The 25048-nt window shown below is 43.6% G+C and carries 23 protein-coding genes; 14 read left to right on the forward strand and 9 right to left on the reverse strand.

The window, feature by feature from the left end; translation table 11 throughout:
* Nucleotides 1-59: 59 nt before the first annotated feature.
* Together OCV44_RS09730 and OCV44_RS09735 are read right to left on the reverse strand one after the other, a co-directional pair.
* A complete protein-coding gene (locus tag OCV44_RS09730) occupies nucleotides 60-578 on the reverse strand; it encodes a lipocalin family protein (protein WP_139684479.1) in 519 nt (172 codons plus the stop codon).
* A gap of 149 nt (nucleotides 579-727) precedes the next feature.
* Nucleotides 728-1690, reverse strand: coding sequence for a helix-turn-helix transcriptional regulator (locus OCV44_RS09735; RefSeq protein WP_139684478.1), 963 nt, complete (start codon nucleotides 1688-1690; stop codon nucleotides 728-730).
* A 52-nt stretch (nucleotides 1691-1742) separates the two neighbouring features.
* Between OCV44_RS09735 and OCV44_RS09740 the strand changes: the two genes are divergently transcribed.
* Nucleotides 1743-1919 carry a hypothetical protein gene (locus OCV44_RS09740; protein ID WP_170213710.1) on the forward strand — a complete coding sequence of 59 codons (177 nt, stop codon included), beginning with the start codon at nucleotides 1743-1745 and terminating at the stop codon, nucleotides 1917-1919.
* A 125-nt stretch (nucleotides 1920-2044) separates the two neighbouring features.
* Nucleotides 2045-3829, forward strand: coding sequence for an amidohydrolase (locus OCV44_RS09745; RefSeq protein WP_139684477.1), 1785 nt, complete (start codon nucleotides 2045-2047; stop codon nucleotides 3827-3829).
* A 77-nt stretch (nucleotides 3830-3906) separates the two neighbouring features.
* Here OCV44_RS09745 and OCV44_RS09750 read toward each other — a convergent pair whose 3' ends face one another.
* On the reverse strand, nucleotides 3907-5163 hold the full coding sequence (locus tag OCV44_RS09750; RefSeq protein WP_139684476.1) for an MFS transporter: 1257 nt from the start codon (nucleotides 5161-5163) through the stop codon (nucleotides 3907-3909).
* Nucleotides 5164-5264: 101 nt separating this feature from the next.
* Here OCV44_RS09750 and OCV44_RS09755 point away from each other — a divergent pair, with 101 nt between their 5' ends.
* From OCV44_RS09755 to OCV44_RS09775, 5 genes are all read left to right on the forward strand, one after another.
* On the forward strand, nucleotides 5265-6032 hold the full coding sequence (locus tag OCV44_RS09755; protein ID WP_017104133.1) for an ABC transporter ATP-binding protein: 768 nt from the start codon (nucleotides 5265-5267) through the stop codon (nucleotides 6030-6032).
* Between the two features lie 17 nt (nucleotides 6033-6049).
* Nucleotides 6050-6961, forward strand: coding sequence for an iron-siderophore ABC transporter substrate-binding protein (locus tag OCV44_RS09760; RefSeq protein ID WP_139684475.1), 912 nt, complete (start codon nucleotides 6050-6052; stop codon nucleotides 6959-6961).
* Complete coding sequence (gene fhuB / locus OCV44_RS09765) at nucleotides 6961-8958, forward strand: Fe(3+)-hydroxamate ABC transporter permease FhuB (RefSeq protein WP_139684474.1); 1998 nt, start codon at nucleotides 6961-6963, stop codon at nucleotides 8956-8958. Before OCV44_RS09760 ends, fhuB begins: the two co-directional genes overlap by 1 nt.
* A 457-nt stretch (nucleotides 8959-9415) precedes the next feature.
* Nucleotides 9416-10372 carry a GntR family transcriptional regulator gene (locus OCV44_RS09770; RefSeq protein WP_139684473.1) on the forward strand — a complete coding sequence of 319 codons (957 nt, stop codon included), beginning with the start codon at nucleotides 9416-9418 and terminating at the stop codon, nucleotides 10370-10372.
* A gap of 621 nt (nucleotides 10373-10993) precedes the next feature.
* Entirely contained in the window at nucleotides 10994-13147 is a 2154-nt protein-coding gene (locus OCV44_RS09775) for a TonB-dependent receptor (RefSeq protein ID WP_139684472.1), read from the forward strand.
* A gap of 140 nt (nucleotides 13148-13287) precedes the next feature.
* Here OCV44_RS09775 and OCV44_RS09780 read toward each other — a convergent pair whose 3' ends face one another.
* Nucleotides 13288-13767 (reverse strand): hypothetical protein, encoded by a 480-nt coding sequence (locus OCV44_RS09780; RefSeq protein ID WP_135384781.1) that lies wholly within the window; start codon nucleotides 13765-13767, stop codon nucleotides 13288-13290.
* Between the two features lie 476 nt (nucleotides 13768-14243).
* Here OCV44_RS09780 and OCV44_RS09785 point away from each other — a divergent pair, with 476 nt between their 5' ends.
* The 6 genes from OCV44_RS09785 to OCV44_RS09810 all read left to right on the forward strand — a co-directional run bounded on the left by OCV44_RS09785 (nucleotide 14244) and on the right by OCV44_RS09810 (nucleotide 18868).
* Nucleotides 14244-15161, forward strand: a complete 918-nt coding sequence (locus OCV44_RS09785) for a permease (RefSeq protein ID WP_167855777.1) — start codon at nucleotides 14244-14246, stop codon at nucleotides 15159-15161.
* An 86-nt stretch (nucleotides 15162-15247) separates the two neighbouring features.
* On the forward strand, nucleotides 15248-15637 hold the full coding sequence (locus tag OCV44_RS09790; RefSeq protein ID WP_139684470.1) for an ArsR/SmtB family transcription factor: 390 nt from the start codon (nucleotides 15248-15250) through the stop codon (nucleotides 15635-15637).
* Nucleotides 15638-15685: 48 nt separating this feature from the next.
* Nucleotides 15686-16132 (forward strand): pentapeptide repeat-containing protein, encoded by a 447-nt coding sequence (locus OCV44_RS09795; RefSeq protein ID WP_139684469.1) that lies wholly within the window; start codon nucleotides 15686-15688, stop codon nucleotides 16130-16132.
* 47 nt (nucleotides 16133-16179) lie between these two features.
* Nucleotides 16180-17439: an esterase/lipase family protein gene (locus OCV44_RS09800; RefSeq protein WP_390903450.1), complete on the forward strand. Its 1260-nt coding sequence runs from the start codon at nucleotides 16180-16182 to the stop codon at nucleotides 17437-17439.
* Between the two features lie 323 nt (nucleotides 17440-17762).
* Nucleotides 17763-18248: a TetR/AcrR family transcriptional regulator gene (locus OCV44_RS09805; protein WP_315973228.1), complete on the forward strand. Its 486-nt coding sequence runs from the start codon at nucleotides 17763-17765 to the stop codon at nucleotides 18246-18248.
* Nucleotides 18249-18361: 113 nt separating this feature from the next.
* A complete protein-coding gene (locus OCV44_RS09810; protein WP_139684467.1) occupies nucleotides 18362-18868 on the forward strand; it encodes a GNAT family N-acetyltransferase in 507 nt (168 codons plus the stop codon).
* Nucleotides 18869-19000: 132 nt separating this feature from the next.
* Here OCV44_RS09810 and OCV44_RS09815 read toward each other — a convergent pair whose 3' ends face one another.
* From OCV44_RS09815 to OCV44_RS09835, 5 genes are all read right to left on the reverse strand, one after another.
* Nucleotides 19001-20839: a hypothetical protein gene (locus tag OCV44_RS09815; RefSeq protein WP_139684466.1), complete on the reverse strand. Its 1839-nt coding sequence runs from the start codon at nucleotides 20837-20839 to the stop codon at nucleotides 19001-19003.
* A gap of 199 nt (nucleotides 20840-21038) precedes the next feature.
* Nucleotides 21039-22052, reverse strand: coding sequence for a manganese-dependent inorganic pyrophosphatase (locus OCV44_RS09820; protein WP_139684465.1), 1014 nt, complete (start codon nucleotides 22050-22052; stop codon nucleotides 21039-21041).
* Between the two features lie 204 nt (nucleotides 22053-22256).
* Complete coding sequence (locus OCV44_RS09825; protein WP_139684464.1) at nucleotides 22257-22709, reverse strand: septal ring lytic transglycosylase RlpA family protein; 453 nt, start codon at nucleotides 22707-22709, stop codon at nucleotides 22257-22259.
* A gap of 309 nt (nucleotides 22710-23018) precedes the next feature.
* Nucleotides 23019-23510 carry a VOC family protein gene (locus OCV44_RS09830; protein WP_029406249.1) on the reverse strand — a complete coding sequence of 164 codons (492 nt, stop codon included), beginning with the start codon at nucleotides 23508-23510 and terminating at the stop codon, nucleotides 23019-23021.
* A gap of 311 nt (nucleotides 23511-23821) precedes the next feature.
* Nucleotides 23822-24421, reverse strand: coding sequence for a LysE family translocator (locus OCV44_RS09835; RefSeq protein WP_139684463.1), 600 nt, complete (start codon nucleotides 24419-24421; stop codon nucleotides 23822-23824).
* Between the two features lie 120 nt (nucleotides 24422-24541).
* On the opposite strand from OCV44_RS09835, the gene OCV44_RS09840 reads away from it, so the two are divergent.
* Nucleotides 24542-25021 carry an Lrp/AsnC family transcriptional regulator gene (locus OCV44_RS09840; protein ID WP_139684462.1) on the forward strand — a complete coding sequence of 160 codons (480 nt, stop codon included), beginning with the start codon at nucleotides 24542-24544 and terminating at the stop codon, nucleotides 25019-25021.
* Nucleotides 25022-25048 lie beyond the last annotated feature (27 nt).

The raw sequence follows: 25048 nt of genomic DNA on the forward strand, positions 1-25048 counted from the left end.
ATGCACTCATCACCTGTTCCTTTTTCTCAATCAACTGTCGTTAACCTAGCGCGCTCAGCTTATTTGCTGTGCTCAACGTAAATCAATTCATCAGTATTGAAGCCACGCTCTTTAGACATCGCTTTGAACTTCTCCATCACTTCTGGCGCAACCTCTGGTGTTCTTGAAAGTAGCCACAAGTAGTCAGTATCAGGGCCCGAAACAAACGCGTATTGGTAATTCTCTTTGTCCAACTCAAACACCACATAAGCGCCGTAGAAGGGGCCAAAGAACGACACTTTTAGATAACCCTGATCGCTGCCTTCGACAAAGTACGCCTTACCTTCCGCCTCGTTCCATTCGCCATCTTCATCTGAATAGCCACGGTTAATCACCTTCACGCCACCATCGTCACGCAGGCTATATTCAGCACTGATACTATTGAGGCCTCGCTCAAACGAGTGGTCCAAACGAGCCACTTCGTACCATTTGCCCAAGTATCTATCCAATTCAAACTGTTGAACGGGCTTTACTGTTTCAGGCATGCCGACACACCCACCCAATAAGATGACACTCAGCAGCAATAATATTTTCTTCATCCTAACCTCGACTTGTTTTAATAGTAATTCGAGTAAGTCATGTGAGAGCCTTAACTTACATCCTTAGTAATACGTTAAATCCGTTTATATGGTTCATATAACAGTAAATTATTCAGAAGCTTATGGGAATTGTTTCGTTGGTGAATGAATCAGTAATGCTTCATAGCCGCACGGTATTGAGTCGGTGTCACCTGCTTATAGGATTTAAACTGGCGATTGAAATTAGCTTGGTTGTCGTAACCCACTTTCTCCAAAATCAAATTCACTGGCAGTGAGGTGTTAATCAACAAATCACAAGCCACATTGAGCCTAATTTTCTTCAATCGCTGGCTAAAACTCTCATTGTAGTGCTTTTGAAAGAGCCGCCTGACACTACTCTCACTGAGAAATAGGTGACTGGCTAAGTCGTTAACTGAGATATCTCGGATAAAGTTATTTACCAAGAAGGCTTCAATCTTATCCAGCTTATCGCTGACCTCATCTTCATCTCCTGTATTAAAGACAGGGTTGATCAACTGAACCACTTCTTGGTCATCAAGCAATAACGCAAACAAAGAAAACAAGGTAAGCAGTTGTTGGTGTGGCGACTGGTCGATCACCTTGTTCAACAATTCCGTCGCTTTCTCTGCCGTAGCGGGCGAAAACTGCAGACCTTTCTTTGAGTCCTCCAACAAAACACGCATCGGTTCGAGCTCGCGGCAACACGCTATCAATTGCTCTATCCAATCTTTGCGAAACCAAACCACGTGCGTTTCACAGATTCGCGATTCATCCGCGTTCTCTTCAGAATAAATAGCATGAGGTAAATCTGGCCCCACCAAAATCATGTGGTTGTGGAACACATCGCTTTGATGGTGCCCAATAAAACTATGGCCAGCAAAGTGACGATGTATCGCTATCTCGTACTCTTCATGTCGGTGCCAACCATAGCTTTTACTGTTCTCGACAATTTTCTTATAGCGCCATGATGTGCCAATTCGTTGTGGCACTTTTTCCAAGTAACCTTTCATTGCGATGCTCAGTGACTTTTTAATATTGAAAGTATACGCATCAAACCATTCATATGAGTGCATTGACTGAAAAGTATTGAACATTGCGCTAAGAATACTCATCCGGTTGTCACCGCTAAATATACTTCAAGGGAACTTAACCAGGAGAGCAACTATGGACACTTTATTATTAAAAATCCGCGATATGATTCTTGCCACTCGTCAGCAGTGGATAGGCGAGATCACCTACAACCACAACATTAAAGGTGAGAACACTTGGAAGCTTTATGGCTATAACTCTCATGAAGAATACAAAAAAGATCTGCGTAACAGCATAAGACACGAGTCTTAATGAAAGGCTTGCTCAAACGACAGCTTGTTGATTAATCGCAGTTTTTATTTGTCATTCATGTAGAGTTTCACACTGGCCACTCGCTTTCTATACTTACTAAACAGTGGAACATGGAATAAATAACAATGAACAATAAGCTCACTTTGCCACGCACTGCATGGATTGTATTACTCGCCAGCTTAGGCGCTGTTTCGCCGGTACTTGCACAAGACAGCACAGCTGCTCAAAGCCAACCGACTGTTCAAAATCAAGTAGAAACGAATAGCCAAACCGCAGACCAGATCTTTACTAATGCCGACATCTACGGGCATCGAGAGTCGGACTCGATCGTTACCCATAAAGGCAAGATCATCTTCATCGGTGACCACGCTCAGGCGCAATCTTTTCAAGGCCAGAGTACCGATGTCATCGACTTAGAGAATGCCTTTGTTTTACCGGGGTTCATTGATAATCACAATCATGTTTTTGAAGCCGCCTCAGAGCTGGGTGGCAATTGCGAACTGGATTCTGAAGCCACATTAGAAGAACAAATCCCCTACTTAGAAGCGTGTAAAATCAATGCCGACACTGACGAAAGAGGTTGGCTGATGGGCTATGGTTTTTCTTTAGAAGCCACGCTCGATAGCGATTCGGAATACACGCCACTTGAGCTCATCGATCGTGTTTTCCCAGACCGCCCAGTAGTGATCATGGAGCAAACCTCTCACTCAATGTGGGTCAATTCGAAAGCACTGAAAATCGCAAGAATCAGCCAACAATCTCCTGATCCACAAGGTGGCGCTTATTTAAAAGACCAAGACAGCGGCAAGCTCAATGGCATCTTATTAGATAACGCTGGCGACCAAATTATGGAAATGGCGTGGAACAGCCAAAGCGAGCTCTTTGAACAAAGCTACCAAGGGTTAATGTTCGGTCTTGAAGAAGCCGCTGCGCACGGCATTACCACCATCGGTGACGGCCGGATGTATTGGAAACGAGGCTGGTATGACGTTTGGCTAGAAGCGGAGCAAAACCAAGATTTGACGGCTCGCGTGTCATTACGCCCTTGGGTTTATCCATCAATGGCGATACCCTCTCAATTAGAAGTCTTCGAGAAGATGTATTCCGATGATAAAAGCCGTCTGTTGCTCGTCGATCAGGTAAAAATGTACAGCGATGGCATCTTCATTAACGGTACAGCAAAAACACTCGCGCCCTATTTAAATACCTATCTGCCACAGTCTCCCAATGGCCTAAACTACATTCCACCAGAACAGATGAAAGAGTGGCTCAGCGCGCTCGATAAAATCGGCTTTAGCGCCCACATTCATGCGATTGGTGATGGTGCGGTTCGTGAATCTCTTGATGCGATAGAAAGCGTGCGTAAACAAGGTTCGCAAAAGCCTTATACCCTAACTCACATAGAGTTAATCAATGATGAAGACGTTCCCCGCTTCAAGCAGCTCAATGTCTCGGCAGACTTCCAAGTCGGTTCCGATTACGTAGCCAAGCATCAACACCAATGGGCTGAAGCCTTCCTTGGTGCTCGCCGTGCCAAAGCCATGATGAATCTAGACGCGATACTTAAGACTGATGCCAATGTCACCTTGAGCAGTGACTGGAATGTACACGACATCAACCCTTTGGTCGGCATCGCGAACAGCTTAATCATGGGCAAAACAGGCTTAACTGATATCTATACCGCGATAGACGCTTACACCATCAATGCAGCTAAGAGCCTTGGTATCGACGACATCACGGGTTCTATTGAGGTAGGGAAATCAGCGGACTTCGCGATTCTCAACAAAGACATCACCACGTTGTCAGCAAGAGGAATCGCAGAAACACAGGTGTTAATGACAGTGTTGAACGGGAAAACTGTTTTCGAAGACACTGTTCTCGAAGGCGCTGCTTTCAAAGACATAAATTAGTGAATCAAAGTTCGATACGAAGCCGTTTACTTGCGGCTGTTAACTGATTCACTAAAAAATATCAGGGAAATATAAGATTAAGCTTGCTCAGCGAGCTTGGTATTTCCCTTTATTTTTACAACATAAGTCGTCGCAAAAATCAGCACAGAAAACAGCCCACATAAGTAGATGGGATACTGAGGGTTCAAGGTCGAAGTAAACGCGAGCATTGAAGCAACCCCGTAGCCTAGAGTATGAGACATGGCTATATACCCTGCGGCTGCGCCCGGAGCCTCACTTTGCTTTTCGGTAGCGAATAACGTGTAAGCAGGAACAATTAGCGCTGCACCAATCGCTGTCAGTACCATCGCCACAGCTAACGCCCACATACTGGGAATCAAGAACATTCCAAAACCGACAAGCAAACCAAATGCCCCCCAACGGTACATAACAAACGGTGTCAGCTTTTCTTTTTTGATAACCAAGAGTTGAGTAGCAAAGGTACAGGCAGCACTGATAGTCAAAAGAATCCCGATCGTGTCACTTATTTGCTCGGTAGGCCAACGGGTGATCGAATAAATCAGTGGAGAAAAACTGTATTGCAACAACGCGACTGCGGCACACAACAACAACCCGCAAGATAAAAAAGGCAGTAATGTTTTATTCGGTAACCAAGGTGCTTGCCCTATTCCATCAGCCTTCCGAGTTTCTTCTTTAGGCGTTGGTAACAACATCGTGACAAGTAAAGCAACACACGGCAAAAAGATCATCACGATCAGGGGAGCAAAAGGCGATAACTTTAACGCTAAAATGGAGACCAAAGGCCCAATTAATCGACCAACACTTAGGCCAAGACTCACTGATGTAATAGCCTGTAAACGCTTCTTCTCACCACACAATAATATCGCCCAATGCTGACTCGCAGGCACCATTCCAGACACCGTACAACCATAAATAATTCGCGCGACCACCAACCCAATCAAACAAAACACGAATGCCTGCCCCTGTTTGCTAAACATGGCGAAAAAACACAACAAGGCAAAGCTGATTGCCATGCCTAGCAATGCCTGAATGACTACTTTTTTAGGTCCATATTTGTCGCTCTGCCTTCCCCAAAAAGGCGCAGACGGCAGAAATAATATGCTTCCTATTGCGATAAGAATCGACCACGTAGGCAAGCTGAATGAAGACTGTTCCACAAGAAAAGGCAGTGAAACGAGTAAGCCGTTTTGCCCAATTCCCATAAGAGCCGAAGCAAGACCAATAGCCAATAGTTGAAATTTTTTATTTTGTATCACAGACATAATATCGAAGGCGCTAGATAAGGTTGGTAGGTTCGTAGTGGGCACGAGCATATTACAATGATAAATAGATTGATTTAGCGAATAATTATCATTTTGATTTCACTGTGTTACATTAGCGGCTAGCAGCCCATAACTCAACTTCATATTGCATTATGTACACACTTACCAATGCCTCGTTCGAAATCGACGGTAAGAAAATCCTTTCGCCAACGACTTTGACCTTTGAACCAAAGAAGATCACCACCTTGCTTGGTCATAATGGATGTGGCAAATCGACACTCATTAAACTGTTAAGTCGACAAAATACGCCAACAGAAGGTGACGTTTTCTTCAATGAGCAACCACTCGCCTCATACAGTAACCTTGAATTTGCACACCAAGTCGCCTACCTGCCGCAGCACCCACCGATTACTGATGGCGTGACCGTTCGTGAACTGGTTTGCTTTGGCCGTTATCCATGGAAAGGCGCATTTGGACGTTACAGCAAAGATGATTATGCCATCGTAGACGAAGCGATTGAGAAAGTTGGCCTTAACGCCTTTTCTGACCGATTTGTCGCAACACTTTCCGGCGGAGAAAGACAAAGAGCTTGGGTCGCAATGCTGCTTGCTCAGCAAAGCCAATGTATTTTGCTTGATGAACCAACCTCAGCACTCGATGTCGCGCACCAGCATGAATTGCTCGCTTTAATCAGAGAGCTTAATCAGTCACTCGGCTTAACCGTGATCATGGTGCTTCATGATGTCAACATGGCCGCCAAATTCAGTGATCATTTGATTGCGCTTCATTCTGGAAAAGTGATTGCTTCCGGTTCACCTAAAGATTTGATGACGCCAGAAACACTGATGCAAATCTACGGAATGGAGCTTGCGCTCTTTAAGCACCCTGAGACAGGGCAACCTATCAGCTACATCCCTTAAATCAAAAGGAACCTGTTGTGAAAAAGTTCATCACCATGCTGTGCACAGTATTAGCTTTCAATGCCCTTGCTCTAGAGAGCGCTCACGCACTAGAAATCAAACATGAAATGGGCAGTGCCTCTTTCGATGCTACGCCTAAAAAAGTGGTGGCTTTAGATTGGGCACTCACCGAAACCGTATTAAGCCTAGGCGTTGAGTTGCAAGGTGTGGCAGACGCACAAGGTTATCAGCAATGGGTGGTAAAACCGGCGTTAAATGCAGACGTGACAGACGTGGGATCTCGAAGAGAACCAAACCTAGAGCTACTAACAGAACTCAAACCTGACGTCATTTTAATCAGTGAGCATATGGCGGCGGCCTACCACCAACTCAATAAAATCGCACCTGTCTTGGTTTACAGTGTCTACAGCAAAAAGAAACAACCACTTGAATCCGCAACTTCGGTTACCCTCTCTTTAGGCAAGCTATTTAATAAAGCACAACGCGCCCAACAAGTGATTGATGAGACAAACAAGAGATTAAGCGATAACGGTGAAAAAATACGTGCCGCAGGCAATTCAGACAAACCACTGATTTTTGCACGCTTTATCAACGACAAAACCTTACGCATTCATAGCCAAGGTTCATTAGCGCAAGCCACCATAAGCAGCATGGGCCTTAAAAACGACTGGCAAGAGCAGACAAACCTCTGGGGTTTTACCACTACTGGTACTGAAAGGCTCGCTGAACACCAACAGACGAATGTGATGATCTTTGGCCCGCTAACGGAAGAAGAGCATAAGAAACTGACTCAATCCCCTCTTTGGCAAGCGATGGCGTTTACGCGTACAGACTCCGTTTACGAACTTCCTACCATCTGGACCTTCGGTGGGCTAATCGCCGCTCAAAGGTTTAGTGACCACATTACCGAACTGCTTATCCAAAAATAATGGCTATCGTAAAGATCGAAAAAACCGTCACAGGCCGATTCAATATCAAGGCAGCGGCACTGCCTGTCGCTGCTGTTTTGTTGATCAGCTCGCTACTGCAAATTACCGCTCCTTACTCGCAAGGGGTTGGCCTAATTTGGGATACGCTGTTTCACTTTGATTCTTCAAATTATCAGCATCTGATTACTCACCTCACCTATTTGCCTAGGCTTACCGTCGCTCTCATTTGTGGTTTTGCACTGGCAGTCGCTGGGTGTGTGATGCAATTTGTACTGCGTAATCCCATTGCCTCACCTACCACATTGGGTGTTGCGGCAGGCGCAGAACTCGGCATGGTATTAGGGATCCTTTTAATTCCTGCTAACCTAGCTATCCCAGGGTTTATTCCCGCTTTCATCGGGGGCTGCCTTGCAACAGGCTTAGTTTTTACCTTAAGTTCTGCACGAGGCTTTTCACCATTACACATGGTGTTAGCCGGTATGGTTGTCAGCCTATTTTTAGGCTCACTCAACACCATGTTGCTCATGCTGCATGAACAACGGCTTACCAGTATTTTTGTTTGGGGTGCCGGTGTACTGAATCAGAATGATTGGTCGAGCGTGCAGGTTCTAATACCTTTAGTCTCAATCCCGACACTGTTATTACTGGTTTTGCAGCGTCCATTATCAGCGCTGCAATTTGGCGATAATGTCGCCACTTCGCTTGGTGTAAACATCAAACAAATCAAATTGCTCTGCTTATCGTTGGCGATTTTTATTACTGCAGCCGTAGTCAGTGAAGTAGGCTTAATCGGATTCGTTGGCATTGTGGCGCCTGCTATCGCTAGGCTTATCGGTGTAAGAGCACTCGCGAAACAGATTCTGGTCAGTGGGTTGGTAGGCAGCTTCATTCTATTGATTGTGGATTTAGTGATTCAGCCCTTCTCTGGCTTCGGTGGCGAGCTGCTCCCTACCGGCGCAATGACGGCGCTACTGGGTGCTCCTTTCTTATTGTGGTTACTGCAACGTACCAAGCTGCAGTCCGATCTCAAAAACCGCAGTGAAACCATTGAGCACTACAAATTCGTCAGTACGCGTAAAGTACTGACCGCGATGTCAGTGCTATTGATGGTAATGTGTGTTCTTGCCCTTACAGTAGGTAAAAATCAGTTTGGTTGGAATGTTGAACTCAACCCATCGCTATTCGATCTGCGTCTACCGCGTGTATTAGTCGCGCTATTGGCAGGGATCGGGCTTGCGTTTGCAGGCACGATTATTCAACGCATCTCAAACAACCCAATGGCGAGCCCCGAAGTATTGGGGATCAGCTCAGGGGCTGCTCTGGCGTTAGTGCTCGGCACACTATTTGGCACTTCAGTCGGCCGAGAAGAGCAAATGCTGCTTGGTACACTCGGCGCAACTTCAGTGACTGCCGTGGTTTGGTTGATGGGAAGAAAACACAATTTCGCCCCAACGCAAACCTTGTTAACGGGCATCGCGCTAAGTGCAGGGCTCGACGCTCTATTGCGCATCACAATGAGCTCGGGCAATGAGAATGCAACCGCGCTCCTCACTTGGCTTTCAGGATCGACTTATTTAGTCGCTAATCAAGATGTCATTTTGCTCGCCGTTGGGGTTGCCATCATAAGTGCAGTGGCGCTGTCTTTGAATCGTTGGATAGAGCTGATTAACTTAGGTGACGTCACCACAAGCAGCCTAGGTATGAACACAACCGCTGTTCGATTGGCTTTGCTTTTGCTAGTCGCGGCACTAACAACTCTGTGCACCATCGTCATTGGGCCATTAAGTTTCATTGGATTATTGGCGCCACACATGGCGCGTTCGCTTCACCAATATCGCGCGATTCCTCAAATGCTCACTGCAGCATTATTAGGCGCTATCATCATGATTGCTGCCGACTGGATTGGTCGTACGCTATGGTTCCCTTGGCAGTTCCCTGCAGGTCTATTAGCCTCTCTGATTGGTGGCGGCTACTTCCTCTATCTAATGAGAAAATAAGCACACACGAGAAATCACTTTCTCCGCTTAAAGCCCCGTTTGAAGCCTCTATTTGAAGTCGAGGCTTTAAGCGGGCTCTCTTCTTACCCACTCATTAATACCAATCGTAGTAAATAACTGGTCACCCTAGCTGGTTAAAACGCTCGATAACTGTGTTAGAATTTTTGATTGTAGAATAACTACTTATCGAAACTTCTTGTCGAAAAGAGCTGCCTTGTTCTCAAGCCTTTTTCCTGCGCTATTTTTGATCACTTACTTACTGTGATTGGTATGACACACTTGCCAACAAAGCTATCACTAACCGATCAATTCCCAATCAACCGCTAAATTACCAACCAACCTATCCATTGCAACAGGTCGATTAACATTGTCTTTTGGTTACAAAAACACAATTTATGGTATTTAAGCCTTTTTGTGTTTACCATGGAATCAAGATTAAACACATACTCTGAGCGTCATGGACATAACGACAATTACAAAGCTCCAACAAAATTTGTTATTCAAGGTCATCGCGAGGCTAAAAGCCGACAACGCGAAAGCGGGAAGCAGCCTAAATGAATCATCTTTGGCGCAGCAATTCGAAGTATCAAGAAGCCCTATTCGAGCGGTATTAAAGCACTTGTCAGCGCAAGGCATCACTAAAGTCGTCCCTTATAAAGGGTCTGTATTACAAACCGATGCGGCAGATATCGAAATTTCAGGCCAAGACAACGACCAACAACCTCGCCAAGAACAATTATACCTGCGCGTACTCATGGATTTATTCTTTAGTGAGTTAGGTCAGTCGTTTTCCGAGAAAGACCTGCAACAACGTTATGATGCCAACCGTGGTGAGATGCAAAGCGTACTGCGCCTGTTAGAAAGCGATGGTATTTTTCGTCGCAGTCCAGGATACAAATGGCAGCTTGATGGTGTGTTGAACACCTTAGAAAGACACACCGAAAGTTATCGCTGTCGACTCATTTTCGAGCCTGCAGGCCTACTCGAACCAACATGGACACTTGATAACAGTGCAATTGAAAGCTGCCGAGATCGCCATGCTCAAGCGATTAACGCCCCAGAATCAGTCAACGCCAGTCAACTCTTTAGCCTCAGTGCTGATTTTCACGAGCAACTTGCCGCATGTTCAGGAAATCGCTTCTTATTGAGCACCATGCAACAACATAATCGCCTACGTAAAGCGACCGATCTCGTCTCGATGCACATTCAATCTTCGGTCACTAAATCGTGCCAGCGTCGCCTAGAGATCATCGAATTGGTGCTAGAAGGTGACAACCAAACGGCCTCGACAAAATTAGCTCAGCTACTGGAAAATGACATTCGAGTCATGAAACGCACCTACAACGACGTAATGACGGTCTCTATGGAGCAGCGAGAAAGTTTAATCAGCAGCATCATGGCAAAAAACAGTTAACTACGTGAGCAGTCAAATCATGGCTGCCCTTATCGTGTCCTTCTACCTTCGAAAATACCATTCTGACTTCACGAACACACGAGGGCCTGTTTACCTTTCGTTGTTAATTTTTGTTCAAAAGATCAACAGGCCCTAATACCTGCACTTTCACACCTTCTGAATTATACGTATCACACCCGCTTAAACACTTGCGGAACAAGGCACTGGCTCTGTTCCGCCCGAGTGACTCCCCCCCCCGGCAAACAAGTGTTTCCAAATCTATAAAAGAAAATTGTATTTTCATATTGTATTTTCGCAACAAAAACACAATAATAATGATTCTTATTTAGAATTGATAAACTTAACGATAATACTTCGTACTTTAACTATGGAAGTAGCAACCGCTTAGGTGGCGTGAATGCGAACGTATACAAACTTGAAAGATATCGAGATGAGTATGTTTGGGGCCATAGGTAAGTGACCACTGTTAACCTCTTTTCTAATTTAGGAGGCTTCATTTATTACTAACTAGATTTATTACCAACTAGTAAAGATGAACGCTGTTTACTTATAAAAACAACAAAGTCATCGCACAAATATGAGTCTTTGTGCAGCCTTTTATTGATCAAGATTGAGAACAAAATGAAAACCGAAAAAGGAAGTTTCAAGCTTTCCACCGTTACGCTAGCGATTGTCGCAGCAAGCACAGTGTTTACAGCCCAAGCACAAGAATACACAACCGAAGAAAACATGGTGGTTGTCGCTAGCCGAACACCAAAAGCGATCAGCGATATTCCGGGAACAGTTTGGTACATCGACGCAGATAAAATCGAACAGGAATACCGTGGTGGTAAATCACTAGGTGAGATTCTATCGGCGAGCATTCCCTCTTTAGATGTAAGCAGCGGCGCTCGTACTAACTATGGTCAGAATCTACGTGGCCGTAAGATGCTCGTGATGATTGATGGCGTATCACTGCAATCCTCTCGCCAAATCAGCCGCCACTTAGATTCAATTGACCCATTTAACATTGATCGCATCGAAGTGTTATCGGGTGCAACGTCTATCTACGGTGCCGGTGCTTCTGGTGGTGTCATCAACATCATCACCAAAAAAGCACAAGGTGAAGAGTTAGAATTCGAATCTTATGTCGGTGGCTCATCGGGCTTTAATTCAGGTGAAGATTTCGATTACAAAGTCGGTCAATCTATCTCTGGCGGTAACGACAAAGTTCAAGCCCGCTCTTCTGTGGTTTACACCGAGACACAAGGTGTATTCGATGCGGATGGTGATATTGTTACTCCTGACATTTCACAAGGCTCACTGCAGTTCAACAAGACGGTAGATTTCCTGACAACTGTCGGCGTGAACCTGTCTGAGACCAAGAAGCTCAACTTCCTAGCACAATATTACGATAGCCAGCAGAACTCTCCTTACGGCCTATACATCACCGGACGCGACTTTGTTGACGTACGTAAAGGCTTTGACTCTGACCGTGAACATGGCACCGAACGTATTATGCTTAGCGCCTCTTACGTCGATGATCAGTTCCTTGGGCATCAGTTTATTGCTGAAGCTTCATACCGTAAAGAAGACCAAACTTACACGCCTTACTTCCAATCTTCTGGTCAGCAAATTACCGATGTTATTTCATTAAAAACAGCACTGGCTAAGAGCTTCAATAAGTTCAATATTGTTTATGGTATCGATGCGTATCAAGATCAGCTTGATAGCAATCAAGCGCTTTACGATCGCACCATTGCGAACAATTCAGGCAATTTAATTAACAAGACCTATGCACAAGTGGGTCGCTATGCAGGTGTTAAAGTCAGCTCTATCGCGGGCTTTGTACAATCTGACTATGCGATCACCGATGATTGGACGGTGGAAGGTGGATTCCGCTACCAATACATCTCTAACAAGATTGATGATTTTGTCGGCTACAGCCAGCAGAAGAAAATTGCTGCAGGCAAAGGGAAAACAGCAGACGCAGTACCAGGTGGTGAAACTGATTACGGTGTTGGCTTATTTAACCTAGGTACGATCTACCACCTTAATAACGAGTCTCAAGTTTGGGCAAACTTCTCGCAGGGTTTCGACCTTGCAGACCCAGCTAAATACTACGGACAAGGCAGCTACAAACTCGTTGGCGATCACTGGAAACTCAACGACAGCATCAACGTTAATGACTCAAAAATGTCTGGTATCAAAACCAACAGCTTCGAGTTAGGTTACCGCCTTGATACTGGCGAGCTAAGCTTGCAAACCGCGGCTTACTACTCACAATCTGACAAATCAGTGAAGTACAACAGAAAGACACTGCTGATTGAAAACATCAATGACAAAAAACGAGTATACGGGCTAGAGGCGATGGCTTCTTACTGGGTACATGACAACATTCAACTGGGTGCTTCTGGTCACTACGTCACCTCTGAAGTGAAAGGTAACGACGGTTGGAAAGATGTATCTGCAGGAAGTGCAAGCACCTCTAAAGCGAGTGCTTGGGCAGGTTGGTATGACACAGACCTATCTGTAAAAGTACAAAGCCAAACTATGTTTGATTACGAAGACGACAAAAACAAACTTGATGGCTACACCGTGTTTGATCTAGTGAGTACCTATCAGCTTCCTGTCGGTAGTCTAGGTTTTGGTATTCAAAACTTACTGAACAAAGACTACACCACTGTTTGGGGTCAACGTGCTCAAATCCTTTACTCGTCTCATTACGACTCAGCAGCGTATGACTACAAAGGCCGCGGCCGTACTTACACTCTGAACTACCAAGTTAAGTACTAATTAATCGGTCTGCATAAGCTGAATTAGTCGCTTACTCTAAAGTGTGGGATAGCTAAAAGACAAAAAGGGTTGGCAAACATGCCAACCCTTTTCAATTGAGGGTTCATTCCGAACTCCCCTATGTTTAACTCTACTTATGCTTAAGCTGTCTTTTCTTTCAAGTTTGATTCTTGTTTATCATCAAGCGCAAAGTAGATCTTCGATACAATTACTTCAGCAATCAGAATCGTAAATACCACGGCGAAGAACGCCACTACACCGCCCCAAGGGCCTGTAAAACTCACCTTATCTCCGAACAGAAGGTTAATCGCTTCTAGCATCACGAACTTTGAACCCACCAAGATGATGTAAGTCGTGATGGCGCGATAAACCTTAGGCGCGGTACCCGGTTTACTTTTGAAGTGCTCAGCAATCTTGTGCTCTAAGCCAATAGAGAGCTTCAACAATAACTGCAGTAATAACGCTGCTATCAAAGAAATAGTGAAAGACTCAATGTTGACGAAGTCCCAGTACTCATCGAAAAAGTTAAGTACCACTAAGTCCACCAGCACAGCTAACGTGTAACCTACAAATAGACGTTGTGGTGTGTTGAACCCGTAAACTTTGTCTGATTTAGTCATTCTGTCTCTCTCTAATTTGATAAGTCGCCTTGATTTGAAATACATCTTAGCGCTCGAAAAGGAGCAAAACTTACCATTTTGTGACACCACCAAGATTCATTATTCAAATTAATGATTCGACAGAAATCCCCCCTATTTCTCTTATAAAGAAAAAAGTGCGGAGGATGAAATCATTAATGTTCAGGGTGGCACAGTCACTCCCTAAGGCTGATATTTTCCATAGGTATCCACTTTCGAGAAAAAAAATCACGCCCACACACCAACGCCTGAACCAGTCACTTCTTCCGTTGCACATAAAATCTAATTATATGATTTATATAAATTATCTATCTGTCAGCCCTATCTATTCGAGAGGCGAGCCAACGACAGAACCGCGATTTTAGTGCCTAATCCCCCCCAGCTCACAAATGCATACTTGCACAGACGTGCATGTGATCATATTATCCAGCTTCTTTCACTTGCTAGAGATTCCAATTTTGGATACTAAATTATTAATTGCGTTTAACGAGTTCTTTTATGTAGCGAAAGGCTTAGTCCTTATCATCGCCATCGTGTCACTGCTAACTGGCATCATGCGTGAATACATCCCTCAAGAAAAACTCCAAGCAACGCTAACTAAACACGACAAATGGGGAACCCTATTGGGCGCGCTGTTTGGCATGTTGACGCCATTTTGTAGTGCAGCGGTTGTACCTGTCACCATGGCAATGGCATCGATGGGCGCATCATTGGGTACGGTAATGAGCTTCATCATCTCGGCGCCACTGTGTAACTTCATTGTGTTGGCGATGGTGTATGCCGCGTTCGGATTGAAGATTACCGTTGTGTACTTCTTAGTAACGTTTACCGCAGCGGTACTGGGTGGCTACTTGATCTCCAAGTCGCCTTGGAGAAATGAAATCAAACGAGCCGACGAACTGGAAGACAGCAAAGGAAAAGGATGCAGCAGCAACGCTTCAACCTGTGGCGGAGCACCCTCTTCTGCATCAAGAATGCGTAATGCTATGGGCGGCGCTTGGTCTCTGTTCAAACGAATCATCCCATACGTATTGTTGGGTGCGGCAATCAGCGGATTCTCTGCGGTTTACCTGCCTGCTGATCTAGTTGAGAAGTACGTCGGTGGCGATAGCTTCCAATCGATAGTGGTGGCTTCATTGATTGGTATTCCACTTTACCTACGTATTGAAATGGCAATACCGCTACTTAACGTATTAATTGCTAAGGGAATGGGCTTAGGCGCGGCACTTGCATTAATTATCGGTGGTACTGGTGCAAGTTTGCCTGAAATCGCGCTAGTATCAGCAGTTCTAAAAAGAAAAGCCGTAATCGCGTTTGTTGGAATCGTTCTAACCACCGCCGTCGTTGGTGGCGCCATCTTCCAATACGTTGTGTAGAGGCTTACACTTTGTAAAAACGACAAAATAGAAACTTCGCGCTGCTCGTATTGAGTGGCGCTATTCGTTGAAAAGGTAAACACCACGTGGATGAAAAATACATTGATGCATTAAAAGCCCTGTCGGAACCCAATCGCTTACGATTATTCTGGCTGTTTCTGCATGTTGATGAATGTATGGCGGTGGCTGAAGCCATGGACATCATTGGTGAGACTCAATACAACGTCTCGCGTAACCTAAAAATGCTCTACAAAGCTGGCCTGCTCAACCACGAAAAGAAAGGTAAATGGGTGTTCTACACATTAAAAGAACAAAACGCCCCTCACTGCAAAGCCTTGGTTGATTCCGTCAGACACTTACCGGAAGACGACTTCAAAGAAGTAGTGAAACGTTGCCTGATTCGTTTATCAATGAGAGTAGATGGCGAATGTGTCATTGGCCCAGACAGCGAAGTGTGGCACAGCAAAATTAAGTAATACCAAATAAATAAGCGATACCGAACAACTGAAGGGATGTCGTGAAGTATGAATAAATACACTCAACAAGAGCTTGATTCTATTCTTGAACAACACAAATTATGGCTAGAAAACCAAGGTGGCGAACGAGCACAATTGCGTAATGCCGACCTAAGTAATCTAGCGCTTCAAAACATCGACCTGCGTTGTGCCAACCTAATTCGCACCAATTTTAGTGGTACGGATATGTCGGGCAGTAACATGAGTGAAGCGGATATCACCTACGCCAATTTCAGCCACGCGACTCTGAATAACGCGATTTTCCAAGACGCGGATTTACGCAACGCCGACATGAGCAACACACAAATGCACAACGTCGATTTACTGCGAGCCGACTTGTTTCGCACTGACTTCAACAATGCTCAAGTTAATGACGAAGCGTTCAAACGCATCGACATCCGCAACACCATTATTGAATTGCGTAACCCTAATCAGCAGTGCTTCACCTCTGAGTAAGGCTAGGCACAGTTTTATTGCTACTATTAAACACAGGTTGTTGATTTATGGATAAAATTGGAATGAGGCAATTCATTACTGGACGATTATTTTTCGTACTGTTATTCAGTGTTGTGCTATCAGGGTGTGGTAATTTTAGAAATCTATCTAATGAGATAGACGCAATTGATGCCTATACCGACCAGTACCAAATCATTCTGACCGAACCTGCGTCGGGCTCAGCCGTCGTTATTCAACAGATAAAAGATATCAATAAAAGCGAAGTTGATGGCTACGACGGCATAATAGATAGCGACAGTATTCAATTGCAGCTATCTAGAAAAATACACTACCTACTTGTCTTTGATGATAAAAACCAAGATTTAACCCTACAGGCTGACGAACCATTCAGTGTCGTTAATCTGCATGATCACCAAGACAATTCTACAGTAAGAATTTCACTCGCCATTGACGAAAACAAAGCGCCCAGAGCCTTTGTTAATCACTCACTGTCCTCTTTACTGAAAGTGGAATTGGATCTTGTCGATATAGGCACCGTGGTGAGTTTAACGGATCCGCCCTTTAAGCGAGAAAACGCTAAGCTCGGCATGTGGCAGCCAGTAACATTCTTTTTTGAAGGGAATGCTGGACTCTACTTTTTGTCGGAATACGACCCAACTAAAATCCCTATCCTATTTGTACATGGTATCAACGCAACCGCTTTAGATTTTGCTCCATTAATCGAAAAAATAGATCAATCTAAATACCAAATATGGGTATTCAACTACCCTTCTGGCTTATCTCTGGTTTTAAGTTCGAAAGGCTTGAATAACCTGCTGCATACCATAGTGACGGAATACAAGATCCAACAATTACACGTGGTGGCACACAGCATGGGCGGGCTGATCGTGGCAAACAGTGTTCGTCAGTGCCAAATCGGACAGTTATGCAATTTTGTCAGCAGCATCACCACCATATCTTCCCCGTTTGGTGGTGTGGCATCCGCCAAGCAAGGGGTTGAATACTCCCCTATCGTGATGCCAGCTTGGGTAGATTTAAATCCAGACGGAAAATTTATCGCCGAGTTATTTGGTAGTAAGACTAAAAACCATACCCCGCACTTTTTAGCGTTTGGATACAATTCGGGGGAGTTATTTAATACCAACAGTAATGATGGCGTAATTGACCTATCAAGCCAGCTTTCGCGACCAGCTCAATTGAACGCCGACCAAATTTTCGGGTACGACGAAAATCATTTAAGTATCTTAGACAACGACGACTTGTTTGAAGATCTTTCTGAGTTTTGGTTGAGGACTGAACAAGAATAGCGTCCATTACTTCATGGATACGAGGGGATGCTTAAAGGTATAAATACACTCCCATAAATTCAGACGCAGAACTCCACAGTAAAAGGAAGCCACTTTTATAGGCTTCTAACCTAGGTTCTTCCCGAACATCACTCCAATTCAACGATCTTTAAAGATCTTGCGATCCTCACTTTTGTTGTATATTATCCACACAATAAATTGCAGACCGGATAGTCGGTCTGTAAAATAATTGAGTGAATTCCATGGACAAGAAGCAGCAAGCAATCCAAGCCGCGATTGAATTATTCGCGACACAAGGCTTTGAAAAAACGTCTATCGCACAGGTGTGTGAAACAGCGAAAGTATCGAAGGGCTTAGTTTTTCATCATTTTAAAAATAAAGATGACCTACTAAGACAAGTGTTTGTTCGCATGGCAGAGATCATTAGTGAGGTCAGAGAAAGTGTTGACCTATCTAGTGAAGGAATGTCGGTAAAAGAGAGGTTCATTAACCTTATTGAGCACATCTTCTTGTCGATGGCCGAACCACAACAAAAACTGTTTTATCAGTTGGATTACCAAGTGAAATGTCAGCCATCGTTGAGGCTGATCTTGAAAGACCTGTTGGACGAACGCTATCAACTGATGATGCAGTCTTTCGAGGTCATTCTATGTGATATTCCCAATGCCAACAGCATTGTCGATAGCCACATGTTAATCGCCGATATCGATGGTATCGCACTCAATTACTTGTTCTCGGATGGTGATTACCCGTTAGAACAAGTTAAAGAACGCTTCATCGCTAAGTACTTACTGCTGCTGGATTTATAAGTACCTCGCTTAAAAGCTCAATAAAACGCAGCTAGCTATCTCAAGTAACTTTCTATTTAAAGTATCTATCAGAAAACGCTAGCAAAAAACAATTTAAGTTAGGAATTTTTCAAATGAAAACACCTTATGAAATTCAATACCAAGCTTTCGCCGCTGCTGGCGGGCTTTACGACGAACGCCATGCAAAACTGTACGCAGAATTTGCCGACGATCTTATTGCCGACGGCAGCTTTTCTATCGTGCATGAAGGCGTAGCACACGCATGCTATACCCCAATCACTGTAGACGCAGCACCACATTTGAAGTGTTATATATTGGCACCGTTAGCGGTATTGCCAGAGTATCAAGGCAAAGGTTACGCGACACGATTAATGGAAGAAGCCGAGAAGCAACTCGACGCTGACGTTATCTTCGTGATGGGCGACCCTATCCACTACGGAAACCGTTACAACACGCCACATAATGTTCTTCCACCAGTAAAAACACTTGCACCTCTAGAGTGCTGGTTCGCTAAAGCACTCACCCCTGGCGCATTAGATGAAGTAGGTGAATCAACCTCAAGCATCACAGGCCCTTACGCAAGCGAGCTGATGTGGGGACACCCAAGCGAGCAAGTTTAAGGTAAATCAGATACGAAAAATGGAACGCTCAGGCGTTCCATTTTTTTGGGTGAATCGAAATACTCTAGGTTCTGATGCAAAAAATCGAGCTAAGATGTCTTAGCTCGATGTTTATTAACCTAAAGTAATTACCTAAATCGATTTGGAAATCAAATCAGCTTTAAGTAACCCTCCCTTTGTTAATAGCTTAGGAGAGAAATTAGGGTTTCTACGTTGTTTAAATGCTGCCAATATTTTCTGCAACCCTTCGGCCTCTAACAAAGAAATATTGATCTCTGTATCCATGTCAGCTGCATCGATAAAATCTTCGGAGAACTTTGGAGCAACAATCAATACTTGAGCGACTCTGTGCCCGTTGGCTTCACAACGCTTAACGTATGCCTTAACTTGACGAGAAGTCGAAGAATATTTCGAGAATTGCCCGTTCTTAAATGACTTTGCTTCACCAATAATAACATCATCATTTTCCAACGAGATAATGATGTCAGCTTTGTCTTTTGCTGTATTGATATCTTTTCTCAAATCTTCATCTACGTTCATTCCTAACTGCTCTAAAATTGAACGAGTTGCTTCTTCAAATTTAACACCGATATCTGCTTCTTTAATATCAATCCCCGCAGATTGCAGTCCTTGAAGATCACGACAAGCTAGGAGATGATAATTTTCAATTAAGCGATCATTTGCGCTAGCGAAGCTCTCAATGATCTGACTTCTTGGATTACCACGCCTCGGCAGATTCATATCATTTCGAATAGTTTTAATTTCATCATTACTGTATAGGTAAAGAATATCTAGTGGCGTAATACTGAGGGCTTTTAAACGCTCAGGATCTAGAGTTTCCTTATTCTCAATCTCGAAATCAGCTCGGATTCGCTCTTCAACACTAAGCTCTGTTCGGGACAACGCCTCTAATAATTCTTTATAGCCGCTAACACTGAGTAGATTAAACTCTTCGTCTTCTGATGCTCTCAGGTAATCAATCATGACATCGATACGATCTTGCAATCTTGTACCAATTCTTGAAATATCCAGATCCATGTCTTCAATTAGTTGCTTTATGCGTTCTTTTCTTTGGTTCTGCGTAGCATCTTCACTATGTAAATCAGTCATCAAAATACTTCTGATGGATAAACCAGAATGTACAATTGTTGCTATTTTGTCTTGTCGCTCAACTCCACGAATTTTGTACCCATGGTTCTTAAGTATGTTGGAGAGATCAGCATCAGAGAGTGACCTTAAGATACGGAGTACGTACTTATCATGTAATTCCTTCCCTAATACATCGTGCAGAGATTCGATCACTTCATCAGCAACCATAACCTCGGCGCGGCGTCTGTTAATAAGGATGATTCCATTTTCACGGAGGTACTCAAGTGAATTTTCAATCCCCAACTCTGGAATTGGGTCAATGGAATGCTCAATAGCATGAATTTCCTCTCGTGAAAGCGCCAACCTTTCTGCTAAAACGTTTAGAATGCTTCTTTCATCTTCAGATATTTTTGCAGTACGGTTAGATTTCAAATCATTATCAAAAGCCGTTTTCATACATTCACGATAAATATCTAAACGGTTCAAACGTTCAAAATCAACAGAATCATTATCTTCAATTTCTTTGATAAGACTTAAGCTTAAGTCATTAATTTCTTTGTATTCTTTAGCGTAAAGGCTTTCGATCCAAGGGATAGTTGCAATGCAGTTTCCATCTCTTACGAGAATATTAATCAATAAAGAAACCTGAGGACCGCCGATCGCAATTTGTTCTTTAAGATGCTTTTTGAAAAGAGTAGGAATTAGGCTAAATAATTGCGTTATTTCGTTGCCTGACGCAGCCTTAAGCTGCCCATCGATTTTATCCAGTTGTTTGGCTAAATCAGGATCATCTTTAATGTCTTGACATAACTTGTCTATGCAGTTGACGAATTTAGAACGTTCAACTTGATTAGTGTGGTTTAGAACCTGATTTAATTTCATGAAATAGCCTGCTGAAATACATAGAGTAATCGTCGGATAATAACTCCGCATTTATTGTAGGTATATCAGTCAATACTAATTTGTTAACTATGTCACCTGTTTACTATCAAATAACCGCACATCTACCGATAACTAATTATATAGAAATCAAAAAAGGGATTGGTATATCTACCAATCCCTCTCCCAAACTCTCTAATACTTACAAGCTTTCAATTGCCTTTTGAACCGCAGGGCCAATCTGACGCTTACGAGAAGTGACGCCTTCCAGAGTCAACATATCGCTTGTTGGTTCTGCGTTGAAAGCCGATTTAATGACTTGATAGTCGCTTTCATCCACCCACAATAGGTTCGCTTCTTTGTTCTTAGTATCTGTGATTGAGAAGAACAGATGGTCTAGCCCGTTTTCTGCTTTATAAGCCTTCATCGCAGCCAATAGCTCGTCTTTACGGTCAATCAATTGTTGAGCCGTTAGCGTTTCAGCGACACCGATACCCACCTGCTTGCCACCGTATTTAAAGTTTTTGTAATCCAGCGTCAAAATGGTTTCAGATGAAAGATGGCTAAGATCCGATTTAGCAATCAACATCTGTTGGCCGAAGTCTTCGATATCTGAAATGCCTGCAACTTTTGCTAACTTCTCTGCGTATTCACGATCGTGCTCAGTTGTGGTTGATGATTGGAACACCACGGTGTCAGAAAGAATCGCCCCCAAGCCAACACAAGCAAGGTGTTTAGGTAAGGTCACATCGAGCTTTTCAGCGTTATCAACCAGAATCGTTGCAGCCGACCCCCAACCTCGAATATCCATCTCGACAATCTGTGGGGTGTTAATCGGTGAGCCACCAATTGCGTGATGGTCGACCACAGCCACAATGGATGATTGATCGATAGTTGGCGCGAGTTGAGTCACTTGGTTGAAGTCTACCAGCCCCACTCGGTATGAAGAGTAATCTGTCTCTACACGTGGTGATTCCGCATTACAGTAGTTCAAGATAAACGTCGATTCAGGGTTGATAGGCTCAGGCACTGCCGCCGTACCACCATAGATATGAGCCGCGAGCATCGCAGACATTACCGTGTCGCTGTCTGGGCTAAGGTGCCCTGTCCATACGAGATCTTCACTGTTTTCATTGGTAGATTGTTGCAAGCTAAAAGCAAAACTTGCTGAACTGAAAGACATAATTACGGCGGCAACGACAGGTGTTAGCTTCACGGGTATTTCCTTATTTGGATTCGTTTTAGAACCCCATAAGCTAACCATCAAAAATTTCAGAACCGTGTCAGCGATGTTTCAGATTTACTTCAGTAAGTAACGAAATGTAATTTCATTTTCGTTAGGTTTTCCTAAAAAACAAAAAAGGATCGGTATCTCTACCAATCCTTTGAGTTTCACAAACAAATACAGGCTTTAAGGCAATTAGTGCTTATACCTAAAGGTATTGCTGTCATCAACAATCTCGATTTTGACAGGTACAGTGCCTTTCTTAACGTTACCTATTTGTGCAAATGCCTTGTGCGAAAGGTCGATCACTCGGCCTTTTACGTAAGGCCCTCGATCGTTAATTTTCACATCAACAGACTTGTTATTGTCTGTATTGGTCACTCTCACGATAGTCCCGAATGGCAAAGTTTTATGAGCCGCAGTATTCGCATTCATATTATACGTCTCACCACTTGCTGTGAGCTTTCCATGAAACTTATCTCCATACCAAGAAGCTTTACCAGCAAGAGCGTGTGACTTGGCATATTCCTTTGTTTTAGAACTGCCGACAGCCGATGTTGAGGTGCATCCGGCTAATATCATAAGAATAAGAGCGGTAAAGATGATATGTAATTTTTTCATGTAATTTGGGAACGCTAATCTCTGCATGTTTCTCTATTTTCGTTGTTGTTGGTTAGCAATATTGAGCTGAGTATAGTCACTGCTCAGTCAAGGCTACCATTCGGTATGAACTGCCAATGTTTTCATGAACGACACTTTCTTCCGTCATATTCATGAAAGGTTTTATCGTCAAAACGTCAACTTTAACAACGTCTTAAATTGTATATTTCTCAATCACCCGCATATAGATAAGCTACTCAGCCAAAAACATCCAAGCACAAAAAAAGGACTGGTATCTCTACCAATCCTCTTTAGGGGGTGTTTCGGTTTTTCTACCTATGGAAGGCAGTAACGCTATTACTCGTAATCAGTCGCGTACGTGTCTTCGTATGTGTGCGAGTAGAATTCGAATAGGTTGCCAAACGGGTCTTCTAGGTAAACCATTTGCGCTTGTTTTAGTTCGTCTTCTGGGTGGTAACGCATGATGTCCATACGAACCTTACCGCCATACTCTTCAACGCGCTTGATAGCTGAATGAAACTGCTCTTTTGGAAGCTGTAGACAGAAGTGGAAGATACCTAGGCGAGAGAAATCAACTTCGTGACGCTCTTGGCGATCTTTCATTTCGAACAGCTCAACACCGATGCCATCTGATGTTACTAGGTGTGCAATGTTGAAGCCTTTGAAGCCTTCACCAAATACTGCGATACACATACGGCCGATTGCTGATTCGCGCTCTTCCATAACCTTAGTGTTGTTCATTACGATTCTTAGACCCAGAGCCTTAGTGTAAAACTCGACTGCTTTGTCCATGTCGCCAACCATGATGCCTACGTGATTCATTTTCATAACTTGCTCCAAATTCGTTTTTAATTCTGTGCTTTCCGAAGAGTAGCTTCGGTGTTTCGTTTCGATGGAGAGAGTATATGGAGATGCGAAGATTAACTGAAATTATCATAAATTATATTAATGATAATTTTTTGTTATCTATTAATTTGAAGATGAAAGATACCGAAGAAGTGTGTTGTTGATTAGGTTATTAGTTGAATCGATTTATAAGAAGTACGAAATGAGACTGAGAGAGTCGTCACTCATCAAGAATACTCGAGCCACCAGCCGGTGACTCGAACTCTAGTGCAGCAATCTTGTAAAACTGTGGTCTATGCCGGTTGATAAAGCATAAAGGCAACCACAAGCGCTAGGCTACCGCCCAAACAACGGTTCACAAACATCATCTGCTTTGGAGATTGCAGTAGCTTGGTAAGCATGGTTCCACAGTAAGCCCAAACCAACATACACAACACACCCGTCACGACCATAATGGTGGTAATAGTGACGACTTGAACCAAATAGTCTGCCTGCGTGGTAATAAACTGAGAAAAAACGGTCAAAGAAGCAATCCACCCTTTCGGGTTTAACACTTGAATTAATACACCCGAAACAAACCCCGAACGGTTTGCTGAATGATCCTGCTCTATTTCCATATTGGCAATAGACCAAGCCATGAACAGTAAATAAGCCGCACCAAGGTACTTCATTATCGTGTAGATTTCTGGATAAAGAGTAAACAGGCTTACTAATCCAGCACTAGACCCTGCCAATATGATAATAATGCCAAAAGCATTTCCTAAGACAAAAGGCAACGTCGCCGCAAATCCATATCGGCTCGATATCCCAAGCAATGCAATATTTCCAGCTCCTGGTGTAATTCCAATTGATATTGAAAACAGCAAGAACGCCAGCATCAATTGAGCGCTCATTCTTTCTCTCCTAGTTAGTAGTATGTTGTTTGGGGCAAAGTTTACAGGTTCGACTAGGAATTAAATTGCTATATGCGCTATTATTAACTCAAATTTGAGCAAAAGTTTTCAAAATAAAGCATGAAACTGAAAGAATCCACCAACGAAGTGTTAGATGATACAGATATTGCTATTCTTGGCCACATTCAAAAAGATGGCCGTATGAGCAACAGCAAGCTAGCAGAAAAAGTAAACCTCAGTGAAACACCTTGCTGGCGCCGTTGGAAGCGTATGGAAGAGACCGGTTATATTGATGGGTATACAGCCCAGCTCAACCGTAAGAAGCTCGGGCTTCTCGTTTCAGGCTTCACTCTAGTGACACTAGGTAACCACGAAGTTGAAAACACCGAACCGTTCGAAGAATTTGTCGCGGTGACAGATTGGATTCCAATGGGCCACTGTATTGCAGGTGGTGCCGACTATATGATTCAAGTGCTAGCGAAAGATTTGGAAGAGTACTTTGAGCGAATTAGCTCGATCAGACGAGTGAAAGGTGTCAGTGCGATTCAGTCTAATATCTCGGTTAAAGAGTTGAAAAACAGCTATCAACTACCTCTATAAAAATCGATTATTATCCTGACAGCCGTT

Source organism: Vibrio tasmaniensis (assembly GCF_024347635.1).
Lineage (GTDB): Bacteria > Pseudomonadota > Gammaproteobacteria > Enterobacterales > Vibrionaceae > Vibrio > Vibrio tasmaniensis.